At 68.6% G+C, this 26,015-nt stretch carries 25 protein-coding genes; 12 read left to right on the top strand and 13 right to left on the bottom strand.

Annotated elements, in window-relative coordinates; all coding sequences use genetic code 11:
- Positions 1-39: 39 nt before the first annotated feature.
- Positions 40-1,218, bottom strand: a complete 1,179-nt coding sequence (locus tag ON40_RS47180; RefSeq protein WP_373282094.1) for a DUF2236 domain-containing protein — start codon at positions 1,216-1,218, stop codon at positions 40-42.
- Between the two features lie 143 nt (positions 1,219-1,361).
- Between ON40_RS47180 and ON40_RS47175 the strand changes: the two genes are divergently transcribed.
- Together ON40_RS47175 and ON40_RS47170 are read left to right on the top strand one after the other, a co-directional pair.
- Positions 1,362-2,039 (top strand): DUF1345 domain-containing protein, encoded by a 678-nt coding sequence (locus ON40_RS47175; RefSeq protein WP_040832547.1) that lies wholly within the window; start codon positions 1,362-1,364, stop codon positions 2,037-2,039.
- 80 nt (positions 2,040-2,119) lie between these two features.
- On the top strand, positions 2,120-2,590 hold the full coding sequence (locus ON40_RS47170) for a DUF8821 family protein (protein ID WP_040832546.1): 471 nt from the start codon (positions 2,120-2,122) through the stop codon (positions 2,588-2,590).
- Between the two features lie 4 nt (positions 2,591-2,594).
- Here ON40_RS47170 and ON40_RS47165 read toward each other — a convergent pair whose 3' ends face one another.
- A complete protein-coding gene (locus tag ON40_RS47165) occupies positions 2,595-2,930 on the bottom strand; it encodes a cupin domain-containing protein (RefSeq protein WP_040832691.1) in 336 nt (111 codons plus the stop codon).
- A gap of 181 nt (positions 2,931-3,111) precedes the next feature.
- Between ON40_RS47165 and ON40_RS47160 the strand changes: the two genes are divergently transcribed.
- On the top strand, positions 3,112-3,294 hold the full coding sequence (locus tag ON40_RS47160; RefSeq protein WP_157186846.1) for a hypothetical protein: 183 nt from the start codon (positions 3,112-3,114) through the stop codon (positions 3,292-3,294).
- A 25-nt stretch (positions 3,295-3,319) separates the two neighbouring features.
- Here ON40_RS47160 and ON40_RS47155 read toward each other — a convergent pair whose 3' ends face one another.
- The 4 genes from ON40_RS47155 to ON40_RS47140 form a co-directional block, all read right to left on the bottom strand.
- A complete protein-coding gene (locus ON40_RS47155; protein WP_040832544.1) occupies positions 3,320-3,658 on the bottom strand; it encodes a hypothetical protein in 339 nt (112 codons plus the stop codon).
- 525 nt (positions 3,659-4,183) lie between these two features.
- On the bottom strand, positions 4,184-5,356 hold the full coding sequence (locus ON40_RS47150; RefSeq protein ID WP_040832543.1) for an amidohydrolase family protein: 1,173 nt from the start codon (positions 5,354-5,356) through the stop codon (positions 4,184-4,186).
- Entirely contained in the window at positions 5,353-6,423 is a 1,071-nt protein-coding gene (locus ON40_RS47145; RefSeq protein ID WP_040832542.1) for a zinc-binding dehydrogenase, read from the bottom strand. Before ON40_RS47145 ends, ON40_RS47150 begins: the two co-directional genes overlap by 4 nt.
- 45 nt (positions 6,424-6,468) lie before the next feature.
- Positions 6,469-7,971: an MFS transporter gene (locus ON40_RS47140; protein WP_051194644.1), complete on the bottom strand. Its 1,503-nt coding sequence runs from the start codon at positions 7,969-7,971 to the stop codon at positions 6,469-6,471.
- A 184-nt stretch (positions 7,972-8,155) separates the two neighbouring features.
- Here ON40_RS47140 and ON40_RS47135 point away from each other — a divergent pair, with 184 nt between their 5' ends.
- A complete protein-coding gene (locus tag ON40_RS47135) occupies positions 8,156-8,878 on the top strand; it encodes a GntR family transcriptional regulator (RefSeq protein ID WP_040832541.1) in 723 nt (240 codons plus the stop codon).
- Positions 8,879-8,956: 78 nt separating this feature from the next.
- Here ON40_RS47135 and ON40_RS47130 read toward each other — a convergent pair whose 3' ends face one another.
- The gene (locus tag ON40_RS47130; protein ID WP_051194643.1) at positions 8,957-9,259 is read right to left on the bottom strand and encodes a hypothetical protein; all 303 of its coding nucleotides are present in this window, start codon (positions 9,257-9,259) and stop codon (positions 8,957-8,959) included.
- 22 nt (positions 9,260-9,281) lie between these two features.
- Positions 9,282-9,998: a GNAT family N-acetyltransferase gene (locus tag ON40_RS47125; RefSeq protein WP_040832540.1), complete on the bottom strand. Its 717-nt coding sequence runs from the start codon at positions 9,996-9,998 to the stop codon at positions 9,282-9,284.
- 133 nt (positions 9,999-10,131) lie between these two features.
- Between ON40_RS47125 and ON40_RS47120 the strand changes: the two genes are divergently transcribed.
- The 3 genes from ON40_RS47120 (at position 10,132) to ON40_RS47110 (ending at position 13,074) form a co-directional block, all read left to right on the top strand.
- The gene (locus ON40_RS47120) at positions 10,132-11,337 is read left to right on the top strand and encodes an LLM class flavin-dependent oxidoreductase (RefSeq protein ID WP_051194642.1); all 1,206 of its coding nucleotides are present in this window, start codon (positions 10,132-10,134) and stop codon (positions 11,335-11,337) included.
- Between the two features lie 15 nt (positions 11,338-11,352).
- Positions 11,353-12,720, top strand: coding sequence for an NtaA/DmoA family FMN-dependent monooxygenase (locus ON40_RS47115; protein ID WP_040832538.1), 1,368 nt, complete (start codon positions 11,353-11,355; stop codon positions 12,718-12,720).
- 105 nt (positions 12,721-12,825) lie between these two features.
- A complete protein-coding gene (locus ON40_RS47110) occupies positions 12,826-13,074 on the top strand; it encodes a hypothetical protein (protein ID WP_040832537.1) in 249 nt (82 codons plus the stop codon).
- A gap of 42 nt (positions 13,075-13,116) precedes the next feature.
- Here the strand turns inward: ON40_RS47110 and ON40_RS47105 are convergent, their stop codons facing one another.
- Positions 13,117-13,779: a hypothetical protein gene (locus ON40_RS47105; RefSeq protein ID WP_040832536.1), complete on the bottom strand. Its 663-nt coding sequence runs from the start codon at positions 13,777-13,779 to the stop codon at positions 13,117-13,119.
- A gap of 68 nt (positions 13,780-13,847) precedes the next feature.
- The gene (locus ON40_RS47100) at positions 13,848-15,029 is read right to left on the bottom strand and encodes an ROK family transcriptional regulator (protein WP_245568303.1); all 1,182 of its coding nucleotides are present in this window, start codon (positions 15,027-15,029) and stop codon (positions 13,848-13,850) included.
- Between the two features lie 232 nt (positions 15,030-15,261).
- Here ON40_RS47100 and edd point away from each other — a divergent pair, with 232 nt between their 5' ends.
- The 4 genes from edd to ON40_RS47080 all read left to right on the top strand — a co-directional run bounded on the left by edd (position 15,262) and on the right by ON40_RS47080 (position 20,823).
- The gene (edd, locus tag ON40_RS47095; RefSeq protein WP_040832688.1) at positions 15,262-17,100 is read left to right on the top strand and encodes a phosphogluconate dehydratase; all 1,839 of its coding nucleotides are present in this window, start codon (positions 15,262-15,264) and stop codon (positions 17,098-17,100) included.
- On the top strand, positions 17,097-18,110 hold the full coding sequence (glk, locus tag ON40_RS47090; RefSeq protein ID WP_040832534.1) for a glucokinase: 1,014 nt from the start codon (positions 17,097-17,099) through the stop codon (positions 18,108-18,110). Before edd ends, glk begins: the two co-directional genes overlap by 4 nt.
- On the top strand, positions 18,107-18,721 hold the full coding sequence (gene eda, locus ON40_RS47085; RefSeq protein WP_040832533.1) for a bifunctional 4-hydroxy-2-oxoglutarate aldolase/2-dehydro-3-deoxy-phosphogluconate aldolase: 615 nt from the start codon (positions 18,107-18,109) through the stop codon (positions 18,719-18,721). The genes glk and eda overlap by 4 nt, the downstream gene beginning before the upstream one ends.
- Positions 18,722-19,029: 308 nt before the next feature.
- Positions 19,030-20,823, top strand: coding sequence for a sensor histidine kinase (locus ON40_RS47080; RefSeq protein WP_245568302.1), 1,794 nt, complete (start codon positions 19,030-19,032; stop codon positions 20,821-20,823).
- Here ON40_RS47080 and ON40_RS47075 read toward each other — a convergent pair.
- On the bottom strand, positions 20,820-21,779 hold the full coding sequence (locus ON40_RS47075; RefSeq protein WP_040832532.1) for an acyl-ACP desaturase: 960 nt from the start codon (positions 21,777-21,779) through the stop codon (positions 20,820-20,822). The two genes, ON40_RS47080 and ON40_RS47075, sit on opposite strands and share 4 nt — an antisense overlap.
- 181 nt (positions 21,780-21,960) lie before the next feature.
- Positions 21,961-22,491: a hypothetical protein gene (locus ON40_RS47070; protein ID WP_157186844.1), complete on the bottom strand. Its 531-nt coding sequence runs from the start codon at positions 22,489-22,491 to the stop codon at positions 21,961-21,963.
- Positions 22,492-22,718: 227 nt separating this feature from the next.
- On the opposite strand from ON40_RS47070, the gene ON40_RS47065 reads away from it, so the two are divergent.
- Positions 22,719-25,649 carry an ATP-binding protein gene (locus ON40_RS47065; protein ID WP_157186843.1) on the top strand — a complete coding sequence of 977 codons (2,931 nt, stop codon included), beginning with the start codon at positions 22,719-22,721 and terminating at the stop codon, positions 25,647-25,649.
- On the opposite strand, the gene ON40_RS47060 is transcribed toward ON40_RS47065, so the two are convergent.
- Complete coding sequence (locus tag ON40_RS47060) at positions 25,613-25,978, bottom strand: WhiB family transcriptional regulator (protein WP_063713251.1); 366 nt, start codon at positions 25,976-25,978, stop codon at positions 25,613-25,615. The two genes, ON40_RS47065 and ON40_RS47060, sit on opposite strands and share 37 nt — an antisense overlap.
- Positions 25,979-26,015: the final 37 nt, after the last annotated feature.

The following is a 26,015-nucleotide window of genomic DNA, read 5'->3' as shown; positions in this document are numbered from 1 at the left end:
TTCTCGCGGTGGCGGGTGCGAGCCCGCGGCAACCCCGTCTCAGTGCGCGATCGGTGTGTACGTTTTCGCGTCGCTGACGAATTCGGGATTTCCGTAGGCGGCCAGGCGGCGCTTCACCAGCCGGGTGAGATACCGGTCGACGGCCGGGCGCAGCATCGGGATGCGGTTCGCGCCGGTCACGGCCAGGACGCGACCGATGATGAAGGGCGCGGTCAGCGCGATCCGCACGAGATCGAGCACCCCGATCGAAACCCCCATCCGCCGGGCGACATGTCGATTGCCGTGACAGAAGGCGAGGACGAAACCGGCTGTGCTGTAACTCTTCTCGACCGAGTCGGCGATCCGGTCGAATCGGCTCTCGCCCGCACGCAGATAGGCCGCCATCGTCGAGCGGATCAGTCCGCCGCAGGTCGCATCGTCGAATCCGTCGCGTAGTAACGCGGCGCGGGCGTGGAAGACCGCGATGATCCCCTCGGCCGTGGTGGGCAGCAGCTCCTCGGGCAGTCCGAGCAGGAAGCAGCGGTAGCGCGCGAATTCGACCAGGGCGCGCTCACTGCGGGTGAATTCGGTGCGTCCCGCCCGGCGAATCCGGATCGCCAGCAGATACAAGCCGATCATCCCCGCGGGCATCTGATCGACCTGCGGCACCGGCACCCTGTAGATCTCCGGATCCCAGCGATCCGACCGCTCGAGCGCGTTGTAGCGGACCATCGAATGCATCAATCGCACCATGGCCGCCGCCTCGAATCCCGGACCGTACCGATCCAGCGCACCCGGCAGCGTGGTGACCGCGAAGAAATTGGCCGTCTCGTTGACCCGCCTGGCCGCGCGCCGCCCCGACAACGCACCGGTCAGTGCCATCGGCAGCGCCGCATAGGTATTGGTGAACGTGGCGATGAACGCGCCCCGGGTGATGAAGGGCGACAGCAGTGCCGCATCGACGCGAGCCTGCCGAGCGCCCTTGTGGACCAGCTCCATATCGAGCCATTGCGGTGCGGCCTCCATGGCGGCGATGAACGCGACCAGTTCCGGCGGTGCGTCGGGAACCGCCTCGACACCCTCGCGACACGCCTGCCGGACCATGCCGACCAGACTGGTCACGCTGTGTCGCGCCATCAGCGCGGCGAACGGATCCGCGACGGTGCCGCCCAGCATCGTCGCGGTCGAGATCAGTTCGACCACACGCTCATCGGTCAGGATCGGCGCTCGCTGGGCCACCCACTTCGGCAGCGCCGACGCATCCTCCGGATCGGTCGCGAGCCGGTACGGCGGAGTAACGAACGCGATCCCCGTCGCCGAGCCTCGATCCGAGCGGACCGGAGTCCCACCAATTCGTAAGTCCAGGGGGAATACTGGGCGCGGTGAGCGACGATACCGACTCGGTTCCCGCCTGGGCTCGGCGTAGTGCGGGCGAATCGCGGGTGGCCGCGACCGTCGCGGTACTCGTGGTGCTCGCCCTGCAGTGGGGGCTGCCCGATCGGCTGACGGTGCGGCCGACGTGGCTGGTTCCCGGGTTGGCGCTGGTGTTGCTGGTGGTGTTGATCGTGGCCAATCCGGTGCGAATCGACCGGGAGGCGCAGTGGTTGCGGTGGGCGAGTCTGGCGTTGTCGGGGCTACTGGGCGTGGCGACGGCGTGGTCGGTGGATCGGCTGGTCCAGGGCCTGCTCGACGGGCAGCTCAGCAATGATCCGGGGGCGTTGCTGTCCTCCGGGGCGGGGGTCTGGCTGACCAATGTGCTGGTTTTCGCGCTGTGGTACTGGGAATTCGACCGCGGTGGCCCGGCCGCGCGCGCACACGGTCGCAAGAAACATCCCGATCTGCTGTTCCCGCAGATGCAGTTGGGCAAGCTCGCCGACCGGAACTGGGAACCGGAATTCGTCGACTATCTCTACCTGGCCTTCACCAACGCCACCGCGTTCAGTCCGACCGATGTCATGCCGCTGTCCCGCTGGGCGAAGATGATGATGACCGTGCAGGCCGCGATCTCCTTCATCACCGGGATCCTGGTGATCGCCCGTGCGGTCAACGTCCTGAAGTGACCTCGCGGTTGCCGGAAGGTCGCGCGTGAGGTTGTAGAGTTCGGCCCGGAGTGCTGCGGCCCAGAGCTGAGGAGTTCGGCATGCCCTACACAGTGGACTTCGACACCGTTTCGACCGTGGGCCTGGAATCGTCGCCGGTGGCGGCGGCGCTGGCCGGACTGCGGGCCAACGAGGCCCGATACTTCAAGAACAAGTACGGCCACGTTTTCACGGTGGAGCCCGCGAAGGACGCCCAACCGACCATCGATCGGGTGAGCCGGATCCTCGAGGACGAACGCGGGATCGTCATCGCCTCACCCCCGCTGGAAGCCACCGCCTTCCAGGTGGAGGACCTGCACTTCGACTACGTCTTCTACGAGAGCGGCCTGTCGATCAACGTCATGTACTCGGTCGACGAGCTCGGCAAACGGGCGGTCGGGTTCAAGCTCTCCGACGGGATGGACGTCCCGACCGAACTGGCCGCGTTCAAATTCGCCAGGCAGAAGTCGAAACTGGCCGGAACCATCCGCGGCTCCTACTTCGTCATCAAGGGCGACTACCCCGTCGGATAGCCGCCTACCCCTCCGGATAGAACAGGAACAACGTGCAGCCGGTGGCGGTGTTGGGGATGTGCCAGGTACCGGCGGGAGCATGCAGGAAGGTGCCGGCGGGATAGTCGCGGGCCCCGTCGTTGAAGGTGCCCGCCACCACGTAGACCTCCTCGGGGCCGGGTTCGTGGACGTCACGGCGCGGCCACGTGCTGCCCGGATCCATTTCCAGGACGTGGGCGTGCGCGCCGGACTCCCCGGTCCACAGCGAACGCAGCCGGATGCCCGGAAAAAGTTCGCGGACAGGGGATTCGGCGACCGTGGCGGAGGTGTAGCCGTCCTGGGTGAGGATCTCGGGATGCATGGTCACATGATAACGACCGACATCATCCAGGCGCGGCGACGGCCGAGTCAGCATCTGTCGATGCCTCGGACGGGGATGTTCCCATGAACGGCACCATGTCCGCTTACGATGGGCCTACAGCAGGCGGATCGTGATCGGCGCGACAATTCGGGGACGCGGTCTCGTTGGACGGGAGGATCGCGTGTCGGAGATCAGGATTCAGCACGAGGACAGAGCAGTGATCGACGCGTTCGCGCAGGGTGCGATACGTCGGCTGACGCGCAATGCCGACGGCCTGTCCGATGCATCCCTGGTGATCCTGACCAATTTCGCCACCGCACTGCGACGCGCCGAGAAGCTGTTCCCGGAGACCGCCGATCTGTGAAGGCGCACAGTCGATCCGGGCTCGCTCACCGCATCAGGCCGGTCAGCCGGCCCCACACGCCGGTCCGCTGCGGCTCGACCGCGAACTCGTCCTCGTCGCTGTCGTCCTCGTCGACGTATCGGTCGTCGTAATCGTCGTCGCATTCCGCCGCTGACTCGACTTCCGCGGCGGGCGTGGACATCTCGTCATCCTCCGGCACCGCCGACCACGCCACCGGTTCGATCGCGGCGGGATCGATCACGGGTAGTTGCATGGTCGGTTGGTCATCGAATTCCGCGCGTAGCCGGGCGAAGAACGCCTCGAGCGAACCATAGCGATCGGTGACCTCGCCCACGAGACGCAACACCTCGGACCGTGAACCCATTATCGTTCTCCCCTCATAGATTTCAGCGCCGCCCCGCATGGTGCACGCGCAGGCGAGGAGGCTTCCGGCATGAGTCGCCCACGTGTCACGGGAAGCCTCCCCACCCATCGAGCACCACGTACTCGGTCACTCCGACGGCTCCACCCCGGGAGCAGTCCGCGTACTGCGGCGCGCACCACTCTAGAGCCATCGCAGCTACTTCTCGAACATCTCCGCGAAGTCGGTTCGCGTGTCGTAGCTAATTTCGGACATATCCACCGAATCCGGAGCTAGAGATTGCGAAACTTCCGATGTGAGTTATCATTTCGGCGATATAGCAAATCTCGACCGATCCTGTCTAGAGCATTCGGCTACCAGATGGCAATCGATGGTCCGCGGTGTCTGGATCGGCGGCGGACCGGACCTACCGAGCCACCCGTGCGGTTCCATCATTCCTGATCTTGTACCTCGGGCACAGAATTCCCCGGTACCGATTCGGTAATGCCGACCCGAACGAATCATCAGGACACAGAAGACATTCCGGAATCACCCACGGCCCTCGACCAGCGGCCCGCCGACCTGACGACCCCGGAACCAGGTCGCGACTACGGCCGGGATCGGGCCGGTACGCACGGCGATCATCGTCGCGGGCCGAGCCTCGGCGAGCACACCGTCCGCCGCGGGCGCGGGAACATCGACCAGCCGCGCCGGACCGACCGTCATCAACCCGACCGCCCGGTCCGCGGAGCACAGGCCCGCGCGCACGAGTTCGATTGCGGCACGGACCATCGCCCCGCTGTGATAGTCGGAGGTGAGCGCGTCGACCGTGCCCGCGGCAATGGCTTCGCGAGCGGACAGATTGTCCAGATGCGACGCGCCGCGCCAGGCGTTGGGTGCGCCCATGACGACACCTATCCCGAGTCCGTGCGCACTCGCGGCCGCGCCGGCGGTGATCGGGAATTCGCAGATGCGCGCACCGTTTTCGTGAGCGTCGCGTACGTCGGCGGCGGTGCCGGGATCATGGGTCGCATAGACCGCACCGGCGGATCGGGTCAGTTCGGCGCCGGCCCGGCGGCGTGCGGGATCCTCGGCTGCGACCGCCCGCAGCCGGGTCAGCCAGTGCTCGAGGGCGCCGTCGCCGAGGTGCAGGCGCGCACCCATGGCGGCTCGCCAGCTCACCTCGTCGCGATACTGGCCCTGTCCGGGCGTGTGATTCATGGTGGATACCAACCGAATTCGATCGGCGTGCCGGTCCAGCAGCACCTCGGCAGCAGCGATCGATCCCGGATCGCCCGTGTCCACGCGCAAGTGAACGCGGACCGGTACCGGCAGCACCCCCTCGATGACATCCAAGGTCTGCAGAATCGTGTGCGCGCGGGCGTAACCGCTCTGCGGATCGGGCCCCTCGCCGACCGATACGCACAGATACGGCTGCACGATGCCGTGCGAGACGGCGTCGACGGTGAAATCGTGCAGCGCGACGTCCAACGGAATGCGCGTCCCCGCACGCGGACTCTCGAATCGAGCCAGCGAATCCGCGTGCAGATCCACGATGCCCGGCCACAACTGGAGCTCCCCCAGATCTCGCAGGACAGCACCGGCCGGTGGCTCGCCGTCGACGGACACGATGCGATCGCCGTCGACGGTCAGCCAGCGCGGCCCGCAGATCGCGTCACCGGATTCCCCGGTGACGATGCGGGCCGCGCGCAGGCCGATCACGCGGCGGGCACTATCGCCTGCCGCAGGCCGGGCCCCTGGGCCGCGGCCCGCACGGCGTCATCGATCCGGTCGAGTCCGTAACCGCCGCTGACCAACTCGGCGAACGGATACCGCTCGTGGTTGTCGGCGAGGAACCGGACCGCGGTTTCCAGATGTCCCGGGCGATAGTTGTGCACACCTGTGACGGTAACCAGATTCCGAACCAACCGCTCGGGATCGAATGCCACCGGCCTGCTGCTGGACACCGATCCGGCCAGCACCGCGCGCCCGCCGACACCCACCGATGCCAGGCAGGTTTCCACCGCGGCGGCGTTCCCGGACAGCTCGATCGCGATATCGAACCCGCTCGGCCGCTCATCGGCCCCGAGCACCCGATCCGCCCCGAACCGGGCGGCCAGCGCCCGCCGATCGGCATCCGGGTCGATCACGACGACCTCCCCGCCCGCCCGCGAGGCCATCGCCGCCGCAGTGACACCCAGCATTCCGGCACCGGTGATCAGCACGCGTCGCGGCCCGGCCGGACTGTCCCGGTTCGCCGCATCCAGCACCGCGGCAACCGTGGCAGTCGCACAGGAGGCCGGACACGCCACCCGGTCGGGCAGCTCGCCGGGCACCGGCACCACGGTGGTGCCCGGCGCGAGCAGACAGTGCGTCGCGAATCCCCCGTTCAATGGCCATTGCGCGGTCAACTCGGCATGCCCGTACTTCCGCAGCCGCGCACACTTCTGCTCCCTCCCCGCCCGGCACTGCTCGCAAGCACCACACGAGGCGGTCACCGACCAGGTCACCCGATCCCCGAGGCCGATCTGCGCCCCGTCGAAATAGGTCGGCCGCGCACTCCGGCCCAACCCCACGACCCGACCCACCTGCTCATGCCCGAGGATGCTGGGCGCAGGCGAATTCCGGTGTCCCAGAACGGTATGCAGATCGCTGCCGCAGATCGTCGCCATATCGATCTCGGCCAGGATCCACCCGTCGGCGGGGATCGCGGGCGTCACGCCGTCGATCACGGTGAACGGCTCACCCACCGCATCCCATCGTGCGTACCGAACAGAAATCTCGCTCATTCCGGACTCCCTACGGTCGGTTCACCCATCGGACCTCGGCCACACTCATGCCGAACTCGCCACGGCCGGTGGTTCGGTGACCGGCGCGCTGTCCGGCACTTCGGGTTCGTCCAGTGCGACATCGCGCGGTTCGGCCACTACCAGTGTGGTCAGGATGCCGAGCAGGAAGCACACGCCCGCGATGAGTGTGGTCGGGCGCAGGCCGAGGTGAGCGAGCACGACCGGCGTGACCAGGGCGCCGACGAACGCGCCGATCTTCGCCGTACCCGCGGAGATCCCGTACGCGGTGCTGCGGACCGGGGTCGGATAGCTCTCGGCGGCCAGCAGCACCGTGGTGTAGTTGGGGCCGAAGGCGATGCCGAACAACGACAATCCGAAGACCAGGGCGAACGGCGTCACCGTCGTGGTCAGACCCGGAATGATCGTGATCAGCAGCATCGACAGCGCACTGAGCGAGAACCCGAGAATCTGCAGCGGCCGACGTCCCATCCGGTCCAGCACGGCCAGGCCGATCAGCGCGGCGGTCAAACTGAATCCGACCACGAGCAGGGCATTGATCCCGATATTGGCCAGTGTGCTGGTGTGCGGGGCGATGCTGTGGATCAGTAGCGGCTGACTCACCGAATTGCCGTACACCGCGACATTGAACAGGAACCAGCTGCCCGCGGTGCCCAGCAGCGTCTGCTGGAACCGGCGCGAGCGCAGCGCCTGGCCGAACCGCATACGTGAACGGGTGCGGTCGGTGGCCTGGGCGCGGACCTCACGTCCGGAGAAGGCCGCCAGGTCGGTGGCCGCTCGATCGACGTCGCCGGTCATCGCCAACGTCCAGCGCGGCGATTCGGGCATGTGCCGCCGATTCCACAGCACCAGCAGCGACGGCACCGCGCCCAGCCCCAGGATCAACCGCCAGGACAGCCCCGGTGAAGCGCCCGCCCAGACCACGACGAACGCGACCAGATACGCGGCGACCTGCCCGAGTACGTAGAACAGGAAGGTGAATCCGACCAGCCGCCCGCGGTTGCGGCGGTTGGCGAATTCGGCCATCAGCACCCCCGAGGCCGGATAGTCGCCGCCGATGCCGATACCCAGCACGAACCGAGCGATCAACAGGCACAGGAAGTTCGGGGCGAAGGCCGAGCCGAGGGCGCCGAGGATCATCAGCAGCGCCTCGAGCCCGTAGACGCGACGTCGGCCGAGCAGATCACCCAGCCGACCGAAGACGAACGCGCCGATCGCCACCGCGAGCAAGGTCGAACTGGTGACCTCGGCGACCTGCCCGGCGTCGAGATGGAACTCCGGTTCGACCAGCAGCATGACCGTCCCGATGACGTTCAGGTCGTAGGAGTCGGTGAAGAATCCCATCCCCGCGGTGACCGCGGCCTTCAGGTGGAATCGGCTGACCGGCGCATTGTCCAGCTGATCGCGGACGCCCACCGCCGCGGTCATCGCCGCACCCGCACGGTCCGGGCGAGTTCGTCCCGCATCGTCGTACCTGTGTTCATCGCTGCCCTGTTCGGACAGTTCGGCCTGATCATGCCGACTCCTCACCTACTGCGACACCGCGTCCGATCACGCGAGTTCGATTGACCACGGTGCGACAAACCGGTGAACCCGATCGGGCAGCAGGGTGGCGTCGTGACGAACACTCCCGGCTTTTTCCCGGCAGTTGTCCGGACAAGATGTGCGCTGTCCCCCGATCCGGCGGTGCCTGGGCGTACTAGAGTCCGCTGACGTGGACGAGTTCAAGTACCACGAGATCGCTCGGCAGCTCGCGCAGGAGATCCGCGCGATGCCGGACGGTCACCGCGTGCCCAGCGAACACGAGATCGCCCAGCGATTCGGCGTCGCACGCTCGACCGCCCGCGGCGCGCTCCAGGAACTGTCCGCCCGCAACGTCATCCGCCGGGTTCGTGGCGCGGGCAGTTTCGCCAGCCACCGCATCGACTACCGCATCGACGCCGACCGCGCTCCCTCCTGGAGTGCCACGGTCCGCGAGGCGGGCGCGGTCCCGCGCAGTGTGGTGCGCTCGTGCACCGTCGAGGTCCCCGATGACGAGCAGGCCGCGAAACTCCGGCTCGACCCCGGCGAACACTGTCATCGCCTGGTGCGGCTGTCCTACGTCAACGACCGCCCGGCCGCCTGGGGCGTGGAATGGATTCCCGCCCGGCTGGTCCCGGACCTGGCCGCCGCCATGCGCGTCAACGACTCCCTGCACGAGGTCCTGATCAACTTCGGCCTCACCCCGCAACGCGCCTGGGTCCGGGCCACCGCCGAGATCTTCGCCCCCGAAGTGGCCACCCACCTCGACGCCCCCACCTCCAGCCTGGGCTGGTACGTCGAAAGCCTCAACACCGACACCGTAACCGACCGCCCCGTGTCACTGACCCATCGTTGGTTGCGCGCGGACACCGTCCGGGTGATCTTCGAAAGTGCCGTCCATCCCCACCGGCCCTGAGGACAAGCACCGCAAGAGCAAGCGCCTGGAGCGGATACCTCGATCAGGTTGTCGGACCGGTGTGGGGTCGATCGCATATCAGTCTGTTGCGATCAGCGACAACGCAACGGGCACAAGGAGATCCACGAGTTCTTCGATGGGTGGGCGGGGGTCGGTCATCAGCCATTCGTGGGCCAGGCCGTTCACTGCGCCGATCAGGACGCTCGCGCCCAGGTCGCCGGGGCCACGGAGGCGGGCGGTGGGGCCGACCATGGGAGCTACGGACAGTTCCAGGAGGCGGGCCCAGGAGCGGCGGCGGGTGCGGCGGTGTTGTTCCATTCGGTCGCTGACGCCGACGACCTGGATGTAGGCGAGGTTGGCGCGGTGCGGGTCGGAGTTCATGGACTTCAGGTAGGCGCCGGGGTCAGGGCGCCCCCGGAGCCTGGACGACGGTCAGCGCCGAACGTTGGCGCAGAGTGAAACCGAGAGTGCGGTAGAGGTCGATCGCGGTGGTGTTGTGCGCGACGGCGTGCAGGAACGGGAGTTCGCCACGGGCGCGGATACCGGCGCCGACCGCGCGGATCAGGCGGGTGGCGATGCCGCGGCCGCGGAATTCGGCGTCGGTGCATACCGCGCTGATCTCGGTCCAGCCGGGCGGATGCAGGCGCTCACCGGCCATGGCGACCAGTCTGCCGTCGATCCGCAGGCCCAGATAGGCGCCCATCTCGATGGTCCGTCGCGCATACGGTCCCGGCTGGGTTCGGGCGATCAGCTCGAGGATCTCGGGCACATCCGCCGCGGTGAGCACCTCGAGATCGGGATCCGGCGCGACATCCAGTGCGGTGCCGTCCATCTGCACCGAACCGATCTCGTCGAGCACCGTCCACCTCGCCGGGGGAATATGGCCGTGCCCGCGCAGTCCGGTCGAACCGCCCGGCCCCAGCACAGTCGCCAGATCGGCCCAGTCCTGCTCGTCCAGTACCGGCGGATGGCCGACGAACCGGGCGACCTGCGGGTCGTAGCGTCCGATCCGGCCCACCCAGGTGGCGAACCGACGGTGCGCACCGAGCAGCGAGGTCCGCACGGGATCGTCGAGAGGGTGCAGCGAGGTCTGCGATCCCACAGTGGTATCGATCGTCACGAAACGTTCAATTCTGCTCGCCCACAGTATATTTCCCTTGGCTCGAGCTGATTTCAATCGTTGACGCCGCACCCTCCGGACAGCATCGTGACCATGGTCGCCTATTCGCCGCACGGACAGGAACACCGAGACGATGGCACCGAATCCATTGCATCTGGGCGTCGCGCTGGACGGGGCGGGCTGGCATCCCGCCGCGTGGCGCGAACCCGATTCCCGGCCGGACGAACTGTTCACCCCCGGCTACTGGACCGATCTGGTCGGGACCGCACAGCGGGGCCTGCTCGATTTCGTGAGCATCGAGGACAGCCTCGCGCCGCCCGGTGCGCGCGGTACTCCGGCAGATGCGGTCGAGGTGGTGCGCGCCCGGATCGACGCGCATCTGATCGCCGCGCGGGTGGCGCCGATCACTCGGCACATCGGGCTGATCCCGGTGGTGACGACCACCCATACCGAACCGTTCCACGTCTCCAAAGCCCTTGCCACACTGGACTTCACCTCTGGCGGACGAGCCGGGTGGCAGGTGCGGGTGTCCGGAACCGCCGCGGAGGCTGCGCATTTCGGACGTCGTACGGTGCACGAACCCACCCCCGCCGAACTCGCCGAGGCGGTTGTCGCGGGCGCGCCTGCGGGCGCGGTGCGCGAATTGTTCGACGAGGCCGCCGATGCGGTAGAGGTGGTCCGTCGTCTCTGGGACAGCTGGGAGGACGACGCGGAGATCCGCGATGTGGCCACCCGCCGGTTCATCGACCGGGACAAGTTGCACTACATCGACTTCCGCGGCCGGTTCTTCACGGTGCGCGGCCCTTCCATCACCCCGCGCCCGCCGCAGGGCCAGCCCGTGGTGACCGCCCTGGCCCACGCCCCGCTGATCTATGAATTCGCCGCTCGCACAGCAGATCTGGTCTTCATCACCCCCGGCCGGGCGAAGGGTCCGGAGCCGATTCTCGAACAGGTGGCCGCCGCGCAGGCCGAACGCACCGGCGAGCCACTGCGGGTCCATGCCGACCTGGTCGTATTCCTCGACACCGACGCCGAGAGCGGGGCAGCTCGACTGGCCCGCCTGAACGAGACCGTCGGATCCGAATTCACCTCCGACGCGGCGATTTTCACCGGCAGCGCGGAGGAACTCGCCGATCTGCTGGCCGACTGGCATGCGCGGGGGCTGGACGGATTCCGGTTGCGCCCCGGCGTCGCGGTGACCGATCTGACCGCCATAGCGGATCGACTGGTCCCGATCCTGCAGCGTCGCAAGCTGTTCCGCACCGGTTACCCGGACGGTTCGCTGCGCGGACTGCTCGGATTGCCCACCACCGTCCCCAACCGTTACGCGAACACCTGACCCAGCGAGGCCGATATGAGTTCTCCCCGTAAGCAGGTCATCCTGGGCGCTTACCTCGGCGGCGTCAACCACCACACCGCCTGGTGGGATCCCCGGGCGGGCAGCCAGATCGATTTCAGCAGTTTCGAGCACACGGCACGCACCGCCGAACGTGGACGATTCGATTTCTTCTTCCTCGCCGAGGGCCTGATCCTGCGTGAGCGCGCGGGCCATATCTTCGATCAGGACATCATCGGCCGCCCGGACACCTTCACCGTGCTGGCCTCGCTGGCCGCGGTCACCGAGCACCTCGGGCTGGCCGGGACGATCAACACCACCTTCAACGAACCCTACGAGCTGGCAAGGCAATTCGCGAGTCTGGATCACCTGTCCGGCGGCCGCGCCGCATGGAATGTGGTGACCTCGTTCGACGCCTTCACCGGCCAGAATTTCCGGCGCGGCGGATTCCTCGATCCCGCCGACCGCTACACCCGCGCCGAGGAGACGCTGAATGCGGTTCGCGCCCTGTGGGATTCGTGGGATGCGCAGGACATCGTCGCCGACCGGGACTCGGGGCGATTCCTGGCCCGCCCCGATGCCGGTGAATTCGGCTTCCACGGCAGCCAATTCGACATCTCCGGGCGGTTCACCGTGCCGCGCAGCCCGCAGGGCAGACCGGTGGTCCTGCAGGCCGGTGTCTCACCGCAGGGCCGGGCCTTCGCCGCGGCCAATGCCGACGCCATCTTCTCCCCCTACGGCAAACTGCCCGAGGCCGCGGAGTTCTACCGGGACATCAAATCTCGCGCGGTCGCGGCGGGACGCGCCGCGGAGGACATCAAGATCCTGCCCTCGGCGAGCTTCGTCCTGGGCGACACCCAGGCCGAGGCGATCGAGAAATACCACGCCGTGCGCAACGACCAGGTCACCGGCCAGACGGCGCTGATCCTGCTGGAACAGATCTGGAATCGCGACCTGTCCGAGTACGACCCCGAGGGCCCGGTGCCGGCCATCGATCCCGATCCCGACGCACCGCCGATCATCCAGGGCCGCGCCTTCGTGCACCAGGACCGTTTCGCCACGGCCGAACGCCTGCGCCAGGTCGCCGAGGCGAAGAAGCTCACCCTGCGCGAGGTCGTCATCGACCAGTTCGAACGCGGCCCCCTGGTCGGCACTCCGGCCCGAATCGCCGAGCAGATAGCCGATTTCGTCGACAACGACGGTTCGGACGGGTTCATCCTCGGCTCCCATCTGGTGCCCTGGGGCCTGGACGAATTCGTCGATCAGGTGGTGCCGCTACTCCAGGACCGCGGCGCGCTGCGCACCGAGTACACCGGAACCACGTTGCGCGACAACCTGGGCCTACCCGACGTGCGATCGACGACAACCGTGCCTGGGAGACGCTGAGCGCCGTCGGGCAACGCACCTGGCGGACAAGCAGATCCACGCCCAGGAAAATGACTCGTCCGGCAGCTTTACGAGCGGTCCTTCGATCCCACGACGAGTCCGCGAGTGCCGAGCCCGGCGCTGGAACTCCTCGCCCAGGTGTTGCGTTCTCGCACAACCGCATTCCTCCAAACGCAGTTCTGGGCGGACCAGCTGGCCCACGTACGGAAAGTGCTGGCCCGCAACAAGTTCGACGACCTGACCGGCAAGCTCGCCGACATGATCGTGCAATTCGTCGAGTCGCCCGCTGAAACGCCGAGTGACCCGGCGTCTTCCAGCACCATCGCGGATCAGCGCCGACACGAACAGCCCTGACCGGACGAATGTCGGTCGCGACCGCGTTGCGCCGATCACGGCTCAGGGGCCGACGGTGCAGCCCGAACGCATGGCGGGGATGTACGGGCGCAGGCTCAGGGCGATATCGGTGCAGGCGGCGAGGGCCATATCGCGTTCGACGCGGTCGAGCGGATGGGGTGCGGCCAGGCGAGTGCCCAGGATGGGGACCGGTAGCCGTACGCCGGTGCGGTCCCACCACAGGTAGGTGTCGCCCATGGGGTCGGCGAGGCGATGCGAGGACCAGCCGTCGACGGTGCGGATGACGTCGAGGCGACCGAATTCCCCGCCCGAGCGGTCCAGCAGGACGAGCCGGAACAGTTCCGGTGTGCACGACTCCTCGGGATCGGGGACGACGTGGAACAGCGTGCCGCCGGTGGCCGCGACGGCGGTGACGGTGTCCCCGCGCAGGATCGTGCCGACGGCGGCGCCGTCACCCCGCCGCAGCGCGATACTCACCTCGTCCAGCGGTTCGGCGCGCACCACCGATCCGTCGGTATATCGGATCCGGAATCCGAAGTTGTTGCGCCCCGCGAGAATTGCCGACCTCGCCCCGCGAGCCTCACCCCGCGCGGCAACCGCGACGGGGATTCCGGGCCCACCCCGGAATGCCATCGTCGCTCCCCCTGGCGTCTCGCACGCCACCCGCCCCTCGATCATCGTCGATCCGTTTCGCAGGGCCTGCATGCGTCCGATGGTAGAACTGTGACGAAGATCTCATGGGATATCGGACAAGCGCGTCCCAATTACCGAATTCAGGCATCCAACAGGGCGTTGACGGCAGCGGGCGAGAGCACCTGTTCCAGGATCATCGCGGCACAGGCGGCGACTCCCGTGGGCGCGTCGGGCGCACCCGGTTCCACCCGCAGCGCGCGGGTCGCCAATGCCGAGGAACGCTGGTAGATCAGCTCGCGCATACCGGCCGCCAGCGGTTCGTAGGCATGCGACAGATCCCCGCGCACGATGATCAGCGCCGGATTGAGCAGATTCACCGCCGCGGCCAGGACCTCGCCGATCCGGCGTCCGGCCTCGCGCACCACCCGCAGCGCTTCGGGATCTCCGGCGTGCACCAGGTCCACCAGCTCGGGCAGACCCGACACCGACTTCCCCTGCGCGGCGAGCTGTTCCAGCAGCGCCCAGCCACCGGCCACGGTCTCCAGGCAGTGCATATCGCCGCAGCGACAGGCCCGCTCCGGCGCTCCGGCGACCTTGATGTGCCCGATCTCCCCCGCACCGCCCCAGGCCCCGCGCTGCAACCGCCCACCGGCGATGATGCCCGCGCCGATCCCCGTGGACGCCTTGAGCAGCAACAGATCACAGACCTCGGGATGGCGGGCGTGCTCGGCCAGAGCCAGTGCGTTGACATCGCTGTCCACCCGGACCGGCGCACCGAATCGCGCGGTGAAGTATTCCGCGACGGCCACCTCGCCGAGCGCCGGACCGGTGCCGACACTGTGCCCGGTGGCCACATCGACCGCACTGGGCACACTCACCCCGACGCCGTGCACCGCCCGCCGCACCCCGGATGCCTCCGCGGTCCGCTCGAGCAGCGCCTCCATCCGATCGGCCGCGCTGACCAGCAGAGATTCGGTGACTCCGCTTGCGGGAACCGAGAATTCGGCTTCGGCGAGCACCCGGCCGGCAAGATCGCAGACGGCGACCTGGGCACGGCTGGCACCGGTCGAGGCCGCCAGCACCAGACCGGATTCGGGGTTGAACATCAGCCGCGTCGGCGGACGGCCGCCGGTGGAACCGCCGTCGGCACGCTCGACGACCAAGCCGCGTTCGAGCAGTTGCTCCACCCGCAGCGTCACCGCCGTGCGGGACAGTCCGGTCAACCGGCGGATGTCCGCGCGGGTGACCACCTCGTTACTGCGGATCAGGCCCAGCACATCGCCCGCCGAAACGCCGGGCGTCGCCATCGGTCGACCGGTCACCGCACCTCCTCACCGAATCCGTCGGACACGACCGGGGGTTACGCGGTTTCGTTCCACCGCCGCCTCCGGCCCTGCGACCCGGGCATGCCGGGCTTGTCGGGCACCACAGTATCCGTCCAGCTCGAGCGCATACAGCAGATTGTTTTGTTCTTATAAAACCAAAGTTTGCTTGCAAAAGAACTTAAGTATGTCTAGCGTTCTGTGTGGCCGATCACATATGAAGGAGTCCGCGATGCCGGTCCACCTCGACTCGCCCACCCACCCCGTTCTGGCCGCCGTCACCGCCCGCATCACCGAGCGCAGCGCGAGCACCCGACATGCCTACCTGGCTCGCATCCGGGCCGCCGCCTCCCGCGGCCCGGCTCGAATGTCGTTGGCGTGCAGCAATATCGCGCACGGCGTCGCGGCCTGCGCACCGGCGGACAAACTCGCGCTGCACGGTGCGACGCAGCCCAATATCGCCATCGTCACCGCCTACAACGACATGCTCTCGGCGCATCAGCCGTACCGGGACTATCCGGACGTGCTGCGCGAGGCCGTGACCGGAGCCCGCGGCGTCGCGCAGGTGGCCGGTGGCGTTCCGGCCATGTGCGACGGCATCACCCAGGGCCGGGCGGGCATGGAGTTGTCGCTGTTCAGCCGGGACGTCATCGCGATGTCCACCGCGATCGCGCTGTCCCACGACATGTTCGACGGCGCGCTGCTGCTGGGCGTCTGCGACAAGATCGTGCCGGGCCTGGTGATCGGGGCGCTGTCCTTCGGACATCTGCCGATGCTGTTCGTACCCGCCGGACCGATGCCCTCGGGCCTGCCCAATGCCGACAAGAGCCGGATCCGGCAGCGCTACGCCGAAGGCACCGCCACCCGAGCCGACCTGCTCGCCGCCGAATCGGCCAGTTATCACGGTCCAGGCACCTGCACCTTCTACGGCACGGCGAATTCCAATCAGCTGCTGATGGAGGTGATGGGGTTGCATCTGCCGGGCGCGAGTTTCGTCGCGCCGAATACCCCGCTGCGCCGCGCGCTGACGATCGCGGCGGGGCGGCGCGTCGTGGAGCTCACCGCGTTGCGCGGCGGAGCGGCCCCGATCGGCGAGGTGATCGACGAGCACGCCATCGTCAACGGCATCGTCGCGCTGCTGGCCACCGGCGGGTCCACCAATCACACGATGCATCTGGTGGCGATGGCCGCCGCGGCCGGAATCGACGTGCGCTGGGACGATTTCGCGGATCTGTCGGCCGTGGTGCCCACCCTGACCCGCATCTATCCCAACGGTGTCGCCGACGTCAACGCCTTCCAGCGGGCGGGCGGCATGCCGCTGCTGATCGGTGAGCTGCTCGGCGCCGGACTGCTGCACGACGATGTCACCACCGTCGCCGGGCACGGCCTCAGCGCGCACTACCGCGAGGCCCCGATCCTCGAGGCGGACGGCGAACTCGCCTGGCACCGTGGACCTTCCGACAGCGGCGACAAATCCGTGCTGCGCTCCGCAGCGGACCCGTTCGCACCCGACGGTGGCCTGCGCATGCTCGACGGATCGCTCGGCCGCGCGGTGATCAAGGTTTCGGCCGTCGCGCCCGAACATCGCGTCGTTCGCGCTCCGGCAAGGGTTTTCGATGATCAGGAGGAATTCCTCAGCGCGTTCCGGGACGGGCAGCTGAACCGGGACATGGTCGCGGTCGTGCGTTTCCAGGGGCCGCGCGCCAACGGCATGCCCGAATTGCACAAGCTCACACCGGCTCTGGGGGTGCTGCAGGATCGCGGACATGCGGTCGCGCTGGTCACCGACGGCCGGATGTCGGGCGCGTCGGGCAAGGTGCCCACGGCGATGCATCTGACGCCCGAGGCCGCGGCAGACGGGCCGATCGCTCGCATCCTGGACGGTGACGCCATCGAATTGGACGGCGAGACAGGCAGACTCGACATCCTGGTGGATCCGGCCGAACTCGCCGCCAGAGAGCCCGCACAGGCCGCGCCCACGCCGATCGGCACCGGTCGCGAACTGTTCGACTGCTTCCGCACCGCCGTCGGCCCGGCCGATCGGGGCGCGAGCGTCTTCGGCGCGGCATGAGGATCGCCGCGCCCGCGACGCACGCGCCCACCCCCGGCGCGCCCTGGCTGGTCGCCGATATCGGTGGTACCCATGCCCGATTCGGGTTGGTGGCCGAACTCGGCGGCGAAGCGCTCGAGGTCCGTATCCTGCGCTGCGCGGAATTTCCGGATCTCGTTGCGGCGGTGGAGAATTACCTCGATCGCATCCCGTCCGGCGCCCGGCCCTCGATGGCCTGCGCCGCGGTCGCGGGACCGGTGCGCGGCGACCGGTTCCGACTCACCAACGCGCACTGGGACTTCTCGATCTCCGAGAGCCGGATACGACTGGGACTGGACAGGCTCGAACTGATCAACGATTTCACCGCGCTGGCGCTGGCCGTACCGGATCTGCCGGATTCGGCCTTCGTACGGATCGGCAGCGGCGTGCGGTGGGCCGCGGAGCCGATGGTGGTGATCGGACCGGGCACCGGACTGGGCGTGAGCGGGCTGATGCGCGTACAGCAGCGCTGGATCGCGATCCCGGGTGAGGGCGGACATGCGGGGCTGCCGGTGGAGACCGAACAGGAGACGCAGGTCGCCCGGGTGCTGCGCGAACAGCATCCGGTCGTGGACGCCGAGACCGCGCTGTCCGGGCCCGGACTCGGGCGGCTGTACCGGGCACTGTGTGTCGTGCACGGAGTGACGCCCGCCGCCCAGCAGCCCGAGCAGGTGTGCACGGCGGGTCGGCGCGGTACCGATGACCTTGCCCGCGAAGCGCTTTCGATGTTCTGCGGGATGCTCGGCACGTTCGCCGGGAACGTCGCGCTGACCCTCGGCGCACGCGGCGGGGTACTGCTCGGCGGCGGCATCCTGCCCGGCATCGTGGATTTCCTCGCCGACAGCGACTTCCGCGCCCGGTTCATCGGAAACCGGTCGATCGCAGGCTATCTCGATCCCGTGGCCACCGAACTCATCGTGGCCGCCACACCCGCGCTGCGCGGCGCCGCCGTGGCGCTCGAACAGCACCGACTCATTCCGGAGACCGTATGAACATCCTCGATATCGCACCGGTCGTCCCCGTCGTCGTCCTGGACCACCCGGATCGCGCCGTCCCGCTGGCCCGCGCCCTGCTCGACGGCGGCGTCGGCATCATCGAGATCACCCTGCGCACGAATGCCGCGTTGCCCGCCATCGAGGCCATCGCGGCCGAGGTGCCCGAGATGGTCGTCGGGGCGGGCACCCTGGTCACTCCGCTGCAGGTGGAGGCCGCCGCAGCGGCCGGGGCGGGCTTCCTGGTGAGCCCCGGGACCACCCCGCACCTGCTGGATGCCCTGGCCGATACCGGCCTGCCGTATCTGCCCGGCGTGGCGACGATCTCGGAGATCCTCACCGTGCTGGATCGCGGCATCACCGAGATGAAGTTCTTCCCCGCCGAATCCTCCGGCGGCACAGCGGCTCTGCGCGCCTTCGCCGGTCCGCTGCCGCAGGTCCGGTTCTGCCCGACCGGCGGCATCACCCCCGCCACCGTGCGCGACTACCTGGCCCTGCCCAATGTCGGCTGCGTGGGCGGATCCTGGCTCACCCCCGCCACCGCACTGGCCGCAGCCGACTGGCCGAGCATCCGGGAAGCGGCCGCAGCAGCCGCGGCGCTGCGGGACTGAGCGCGGTTCGAGCCCGATGCGACATCGTGGCCTCCGGACTCACGATTGCGTCGAGCGGCCTGAGTCCAGGCCCGGGGACGCGGCCGCCACGACTGCGGCACGGCACGGGCCTCGAAATGGCGGGCCTACCTGGACGCTGATCCCGGACGACCGACTCCGCACCCGAGACTCGCTCGAACAGTCGCGGCGCTGCGGAAATGAGCGCGGGTGGCCCGGGGCAGCGGATACCGGGTGCCGCGCGGCCGTCCTGGGTGCAACACGGCCGACCGGCGCACGGTGACTTCTGGGCTGGTGGGACAATCCGTGCGGTGATCACCGCCGCCCCCTCTGGCCGACCGGTCGGTCCGCGTCCCTGGTCGTTGCGGGCGCGGCTGCTGGCCGGGCAATTGCTGCTGCTCGTGACGGTGGTGATCGGCATCGGCGTGGCGACCGAACTGGCATTGCACCAGTTCCTGGTGGACCAGTTGGACGGTCAGTTGGCGGGTGCGCAGAACCGCGCTCAGATGGCCGTCAGCGGACCGCCGCCCTTCTTCGGGCCACCCCCGTCCGACGCGGATCCGGGCCCGCAGTCGGCGGGTCCGGGTTCGGTGGCTCCACCGTCCGGGCCGGGGCCGCACGGCACACACGTCACGCATCCCGGCCCGCATGCGACACCACTGGGCCCCGGGGCACAACCGCCCGCTCTCGCGCAATCGCCCTCGACAGCCCGAACATCCACTGCCACACCGCAACACACCGGCGCGCAGCCGCCGACGGCAGCGCATACACCGGTGTCCGCTCCGGCCGCGACGACCAGCGGGCCCCCGCAGGCTTCCGAGACAGCGACGCCGACCAGCAGTCCCGGACCCGAGTTCCTGTCCCGGCCCGGAGTGCCGCCCGATGAGATCGGCGCGATCATCGAGGGCCGCACGATCACCGCGGTCGGCAAACTCGGCTCGGACGGCAATCGCACCGCGCTGAGCGACACCGCCGAACGTCAACTCGCCGCGGTGTCCGCCGACGGCCGTTCGCGAACCATGAGCCTGGACGGTCTGGGGAGATATCGGGTGGTGGCCGAGCCCGGACCCGATGACGGGCAGACGGTTCTGACGGGGCTGTCCATGGCGCCGGTCGATGCGACGCTGCTGCGGGTGCTGATGGTCCTGGGGATCGTCGCCGCGATCGTGCTGCTGATCGCGATCACGGTGGGTATCACACTGATTCGCCGCGCGCTGGCCCCGCTGGACCGGGTCGCCGCGACCGCCTACCGGGTCGCGGATCTGCCGCTGGATCACGGCGAAGTCGAACTGCCCGTTCGGGTTCCGGCCGATGACGCCGATCCGCGAACCGAGGTCGGCCGACTCGGCGCGGCGGTGAATCGCATGCTGGACAACATCACCGGCGCGCTGTCGGCCCGCTACGCCAGCGAGACGCGCGTGCGTCGATTCGTCGCCGACGCCAGTCACGAACTGCGCACCCCGCTGGCCGCCATCCGAGGCTATACCGAACTGGCACAACGCAACAGCAATGAGGTGCCCCCGGCGGTCGCGGACGCGATGAGCCGGGTGGACGCCGCCGCCATCCGGATGTCGGGTCTGGTGGAGGATCTGCTGCTGCTGGCGCGCCTGGATTCGGGCCGCCCGCTCGAGCACGAACCGGTCGATCTGACCCGGATCACCGCCGACGCGGTCACCGACGCCCATATCGCCGGAGCCGATCACCAGTGGGAGATGAACCTGCCCGACGAACCGGTCGAGATCACCGGCGACGCCGCGCGCCTGCATCAGGTGCTGGCCAATCTGCTCACCAACGCCCGAGTGCACACCGGCCCCGGCACCGTGGTCACCACCTCCCTGGAATCCGACGGCGCGGGTGGCGTGCGGTGGCGGGTGCGCGACACCGGCCCCGGCATACCGGCCGAACTGGTGCCGGAGATCTTCCAGCGCTTCGCCCGCGGTGACTCCTCGCGCTCACGCCACACCGGCAGCACCGGGCTGGGCCTGGCCATCGCCAGCGCCGTCGTGCGGGCGCACGGCGGCGACATCACGGTGACCAGCGAGCCCGGCGACACGGCGTTCACCGTGCATCTGCCGAAGGCGGGCAGCCCGCCGGAGAGTTCCTAGATGGTGGCCCGCTCCCGGGTCGCGCGGGCGGCCTCGCGGGCCAGCAGCCGGTCGCGCTGCTCCTCGAACTTGGTCGCGTCGCGATCCAGCTTCTCCAGGAAGGCAGCCAACTCGTCCCGGGCGCGTTCCCCGCGCGGCCCGAAGTCGTCGCGGCCGAACACATTCCAGATCTTCAGCACCGGCCGCACGACCTCCTCGAGGTGCTGGCGCAGATCGTAGATGCCGTGCTTGGCCATGATCACGCCGTGGCGGCGGAAATTGGGCATGCCGTATCCGGGCATGACGAAGTTGGTCACGATCCGGGTGATCGCCTCGATCTGCTGATCGGGCACCAGATCCAGCCCGGCCGCGCACAGGTTGCGGTAGAAGATCATGTGCAGGTTCTCGTCCGTGGCGATGCGCTGCAGCATCCGGTCCGCGATCGGTTCGTCGCAGGCCCGGCCGGTGTTGCGGTGCGAGACGCGGGTCGCCAGCTCCTGGAACGTCACGTAGGCGACGTTCTCCAGGAATCCGCCCCAGTCGTCCGGGGACTGCGCGCCGTTGGTCATGTGGATCATCCGATCCCGTTCCAGCGCAACGGGATCCACCGCCCGGGTGACCACCAGATAGTCCCGGATGACGATGCCGTGCCGGTTCTCCTCCGCGGTCCAGCGGCCGACCCAGGTGCCCCACGCGCCGTCCATCGAGAAGTTCTCTGCGATCTCGCGGTGGTAGGAGGGCAGGTTGTCCTCGGTGAGCAGATTGGTGATCATCGCCGCCTTGGCGACCTCACCGAGCGCCGATTGCGACGGGTCCCAGTCGAATCCGCCCATCGCCGCGAAGTTGCGCCCGGCGTCCCAGGGCACGTAGTCGTGCGGATGCCATTCCTTGGCGATCGACAGGTGCCTGTTGAGATTCTGCTCGGCGACGGGCTCCAATTCGGAGAGAATTTCCAGCTGCGTCAGATCCCGGGCCATATGCGGAGCCTTTCCGTCGTCATGTCTTGATGTCGTGCACCTGCCGATGTCACCGACGAACCGTACCGGCGACCGGTCCAGTAGACGATGATGCGTTATCAGTGCACTGTGCCCTACCTGTGGCAAGGCTGTGAAGACGGCAGGCTCCGCAGATCTCGACGACGCAGCTCTCGGACACGCGTCAGGTCAGCACGCCGTCCTGGCACAGGCTCGAGGAGCGCCAGCTCGCCGACGGCGGCCGCACACCGGAGTCGAAGTTCCACCAGGAGATCGGCCCGACCGATCGCCAGTACACGAACAGGCCGCTGTTGTCGGTGACCGCGGTGTAGATGTCCGCGCTGCCCTCGATCAGCTGATTGCCGACGCAGTAGTCGTTGTAGGAGGTGCCGGGCTGCCAGGCGCCGGGACTGAAGCTACCGGCCGGATTACCGGTCGCGCCCGGGTTGGACACCGTGCTGTGATGCCCCGACGCGCCGTCCTTGTTCCAGTGCGAAACACCGAAGGCGTCCATGTGACAGCTGAAGGCGAAACCTCCCGCGTACACCACCTGGCCCTGCCGGTAGCTGTTTCCCGCCCACAGGCACGGCTGCCCCGTGGCGTCCGCGTGCGCCGCCGGGATCTCCGCCGCGCCGAGCCCGGTCGCGGTGATCGCGGCCAGGGCGTACAGGGCCGCCCGGAACCGCCGTGACACAGGTCCGTTGATTCTGCTCATTACCGCTTCTTTCGTGTGCGGGTCGCTACCTCGGGGGTCGATCTCGTGACCGGCACAGCCGAGGCTTATCACGAGGAATAATGTACCGTTAATCAACGGCACATTACTTACGGAGTTCTCACGGGCGGGAAGAGCTGCGAAGCCGAGGCGACACGCCGACTCGGACAAATGCGACACACCGATCGCGAGAAGTGAGCAGTGCCCGAGTGTTCGGGGAGGGGCCACCCGTGAGTAATATCGAGCGCCTGGCCGGAGCTGGAGTTGGTATGTCGGACGTTTCCCATGGCGGCGGCGAGGACGACGCGCACGATCGTCGTCTGGTCGGCCGCGAACGCGAGCTGATCGTCGGCGCCGAGCGGCTCGCACAGACCGTCGCCGGACACGGCGGCGTCGTGATCATCGACGGTGCGCCCGGGGTCGGCAAGACCTCACTGCTCGAGCGGATCCTCGACTCGGCGGACCGGGTGCGCATGCGGGTATTGGCCTGCGCCGCCAGTGAACTCGAGATGCACACGCCGTTCGCGGCGACGCGGACCTGGTCGACCGCCGACTGGTTCACCGACGCGGTCCCGGCGGAGCTGATCGACCGCTCGCGGGCGCTGCTGCGTGGCGACCCCACGGCCGCGGGCGATGCGGTCGGCTGGGCGAACTCGGTGATCGACACCTTCGCCGAGATCGTCGAAAGGCTCTGCGCCACAGGTCCGGTCGCGGTCGTCGTGGACGATGCGCACTGGGCGGATCCGGCCACGCTGCGCACGATCGAACGGCTCGCGGAGCTGATCGACGAGTTGCCCCTGCTGATCGTGCTCGCACTGCGCCCGCTCCCGCGCGAGGGCGTGGTGACCGAGGTCATCGAGCGGGTGACCGCGGCGGGCGCGGCCCAGGTGCGGCTCGAGCCACTGGACGATCCAGCCGGCGTGGAACTCGCCGCGGCCGTGCTCGGCGCGCCGGTCGGCCCCGGGCTGGTCCGCGCGCTCACCTGGGCGGGCGGAAATCCCTTGTTCATCACCGAATTGGTGGCCGGGCTGCGACAGGCCGGACAGCTCACCATCACCGACGACGGGACGGTGGAACTCGCCGCCGGGGCGCCCGGCGCAGGCGCCGACCCACACCTTCCGGTCTCGCTGACCGAGGCCATCCTGCGCCGCCTGGACTATCTGCCGACGAATGCGCAGCGGGTGCTCTCGCTCGCGGCCGCCCTGGGCGCGGGGGTCGAGGCCGGCGAGCTGACCAGCGTGCTGGGAGCCGAGGCCGCGGAGATCGAGGAGATCGTCGCCCTGGCAACCGATGTCGGGGTGCTGATCTCCGGACGCACGGGGCTGATCTTCCGGCACGATCTGATCCGCCGGGTGTTCGCCGACCAGGTGCCCGGGACCACCCGGGCCAGTCTGCAGTGGCATGCCGCGCAGACCCTGATCGGCACGGGCGGACCGATCGAACGCATTGCCGGATATCTGATTTCGGCCGGAGTCCAGCTGGATTCGCCGAGCATCGACTGGTTGCTCACCTCGGCCAACCGGCTGATGATCTGCGCACCCGAGAGCGCCGTGCGACTGCTGAGCACGACCATCACCTCGGATCCGCAGGCCCCGGCCGCGAATCGGCTGCGAATGCTGCTCGTGCGCGCCCTGCTGTGGAGCGGACGGGCGGCCGAGGCCGAGCGCGTGGCGCGCGAAGCTCTGGAAGGACTGCCCGACCCCGGGCAGCCGCAGCGCGGGGATTTCCTGTGGCTGCTCTCCCAGGCATGTCTGGCACAGGGCAAAGTCGCTGCCGCACACGAGGTTTCGACCACGGCCGTGCACGAGGGCGCGCCCCCGGTCCGCGAGGCGCGGCATCAGGGCGTCCTGGCCGTGGTCTCCCATCTGCTGGATCGGCTCGACGACGCGGAACGGGCCGCCGATCGCGCTCGCACCCTCGGGTTCGAACTCGCCGATCCGGTCTCGATCGGCATGGCGCAGTTCTCGCTCGGACTGGTCCGGTACTACCAGGGCCGCCTGGAGGAATGTATCGAGCTGGGCGACAACCTGATTCGGCAGTACGAGGCCCTGAGCCAGGGTCGCAGCACCTTCGCGCACTTCAATCCGTACCTGGTCAGCGGCCAGTGCCTGATGGAACTGGACCGGCCCGAGCGGGCCGAGGAGGTCCTCACCGCCACCGTCGATTACGAGGAGCGCAGCGGCGGCGCGATGCAGACCGCGAACCTGCTGGCAGTGGGCAAACTGCATTTCACCAGCGGGCGCTGGGACGACGCCCTGGCCGCACTGGCCCGATGTCACGACACCGCGGACGTGTTCGGCTACGCGCGCGTCGCGCCGAGCCTGATCGCCCTGATCGGCGTCTACCGGGGAACCTTCACCGACACACCGGATTCCATTCCGCCGCTGATCGACGACATCGCCGGCCGCACGGGTCTGCATGTGCGCGCCTGGGCTCGGGCGGTGGCCCTCGAACGCGACCGGCGGCCCGGCGAGGCGCTGGATCTGTTGCTGGCCACGTGCGCGCAGGTCGAGTCGCCGTGGACCGAGATCACGCTCTACCACGTCTATCCGGAGATGGCCCGGCTGGCGGCGGTCACCGAACGTTCGGCGGATCTGCAGGCGATCGCGCGTGCCGCGCAGCAGTCCGACGAGCGGATCGCGACCAGCTCCCGGCATGCCACAGCGCTGCTGTGTACCGGTCTGGCGCAACAGGATCCGGCCCTGCTCACCGAATCGGCCGAACTGTTCACCGCGGCCGGGCGACCGTTCTACACCGCGCACGCGCAGGAGAATCTGGCCGCGGTGTACGCGCAGGCGGGCCGGATGGATGCCGCGCGCGCGGCCTCGGACGCGGCGGTCGAGGTGTACGCCGGGATGGATGCCCAATGGGCGGTCGCTCGCGCGGAGGCCCGGTTGCGCGGCCTGGGACTGCGGCACGGCCGGCGCGGCCCGCGCAACCGCCCGAAATCCGGTTGGGCCGCACTGACTCCCACCGAACGGCGGGTCGCCGATTTCGTCACCGAGGGTTTGTCGAATTCCCAGATCGCCGCGCAGATGCTGCTGTCCCGGCGAACCGTGCAGACGCACGTGTCGAGCATTCTGGCCAAACTCGATTTCACCTCCCGGGTACAGATCGCCGTCAGTCATGCCAATGGCACTCGGCCCCAGGAGGTTCGATAACCGCTGTGCGGTGTCCGATATTCGGTGCGTGATCGCGACGTCCGGGAATTCTCCAGAAAGGTCCGGCGCTCCTCCTCGGTCATTCCGCCCCATACCCCGAACGGCTCACCGACCGCGAGTGCGTACTCCCGGCAGCGATCCAGTACCGGACAGCTGTGGCAGATGCGTTTGGCCAGGTGAGCGCGTTCGATGCGAGCCCGGCCGCGCTCACCGTCGGGATGGAAGAAAACCTCCGAATCCACTCCGCGGCAATGTCCGTCGAGCTGCCATTCCCACGCCTCGGAGGTCGAGGGGTAGTAACGTGCGACATCGGGGAATGCGGCGAGCATGGCCCGAATCTACCGAAATTCCCGGAAAGGCCGAGCG

The sequence above is a fragment of the Nocardia jiangxiensis NBRC 101359 genome (genome assembly GCF_000308615.1).
Classification (GTDB): Bacteria; Actinomycetota; Actinomycetes; order Mycobacteriales; family Mycobacteriaceae; genus Nocardia; species Nocardia jiangxiensis.
This window is presented reverse-complemented; position numbering and strand designations above follow the sequence as displayed.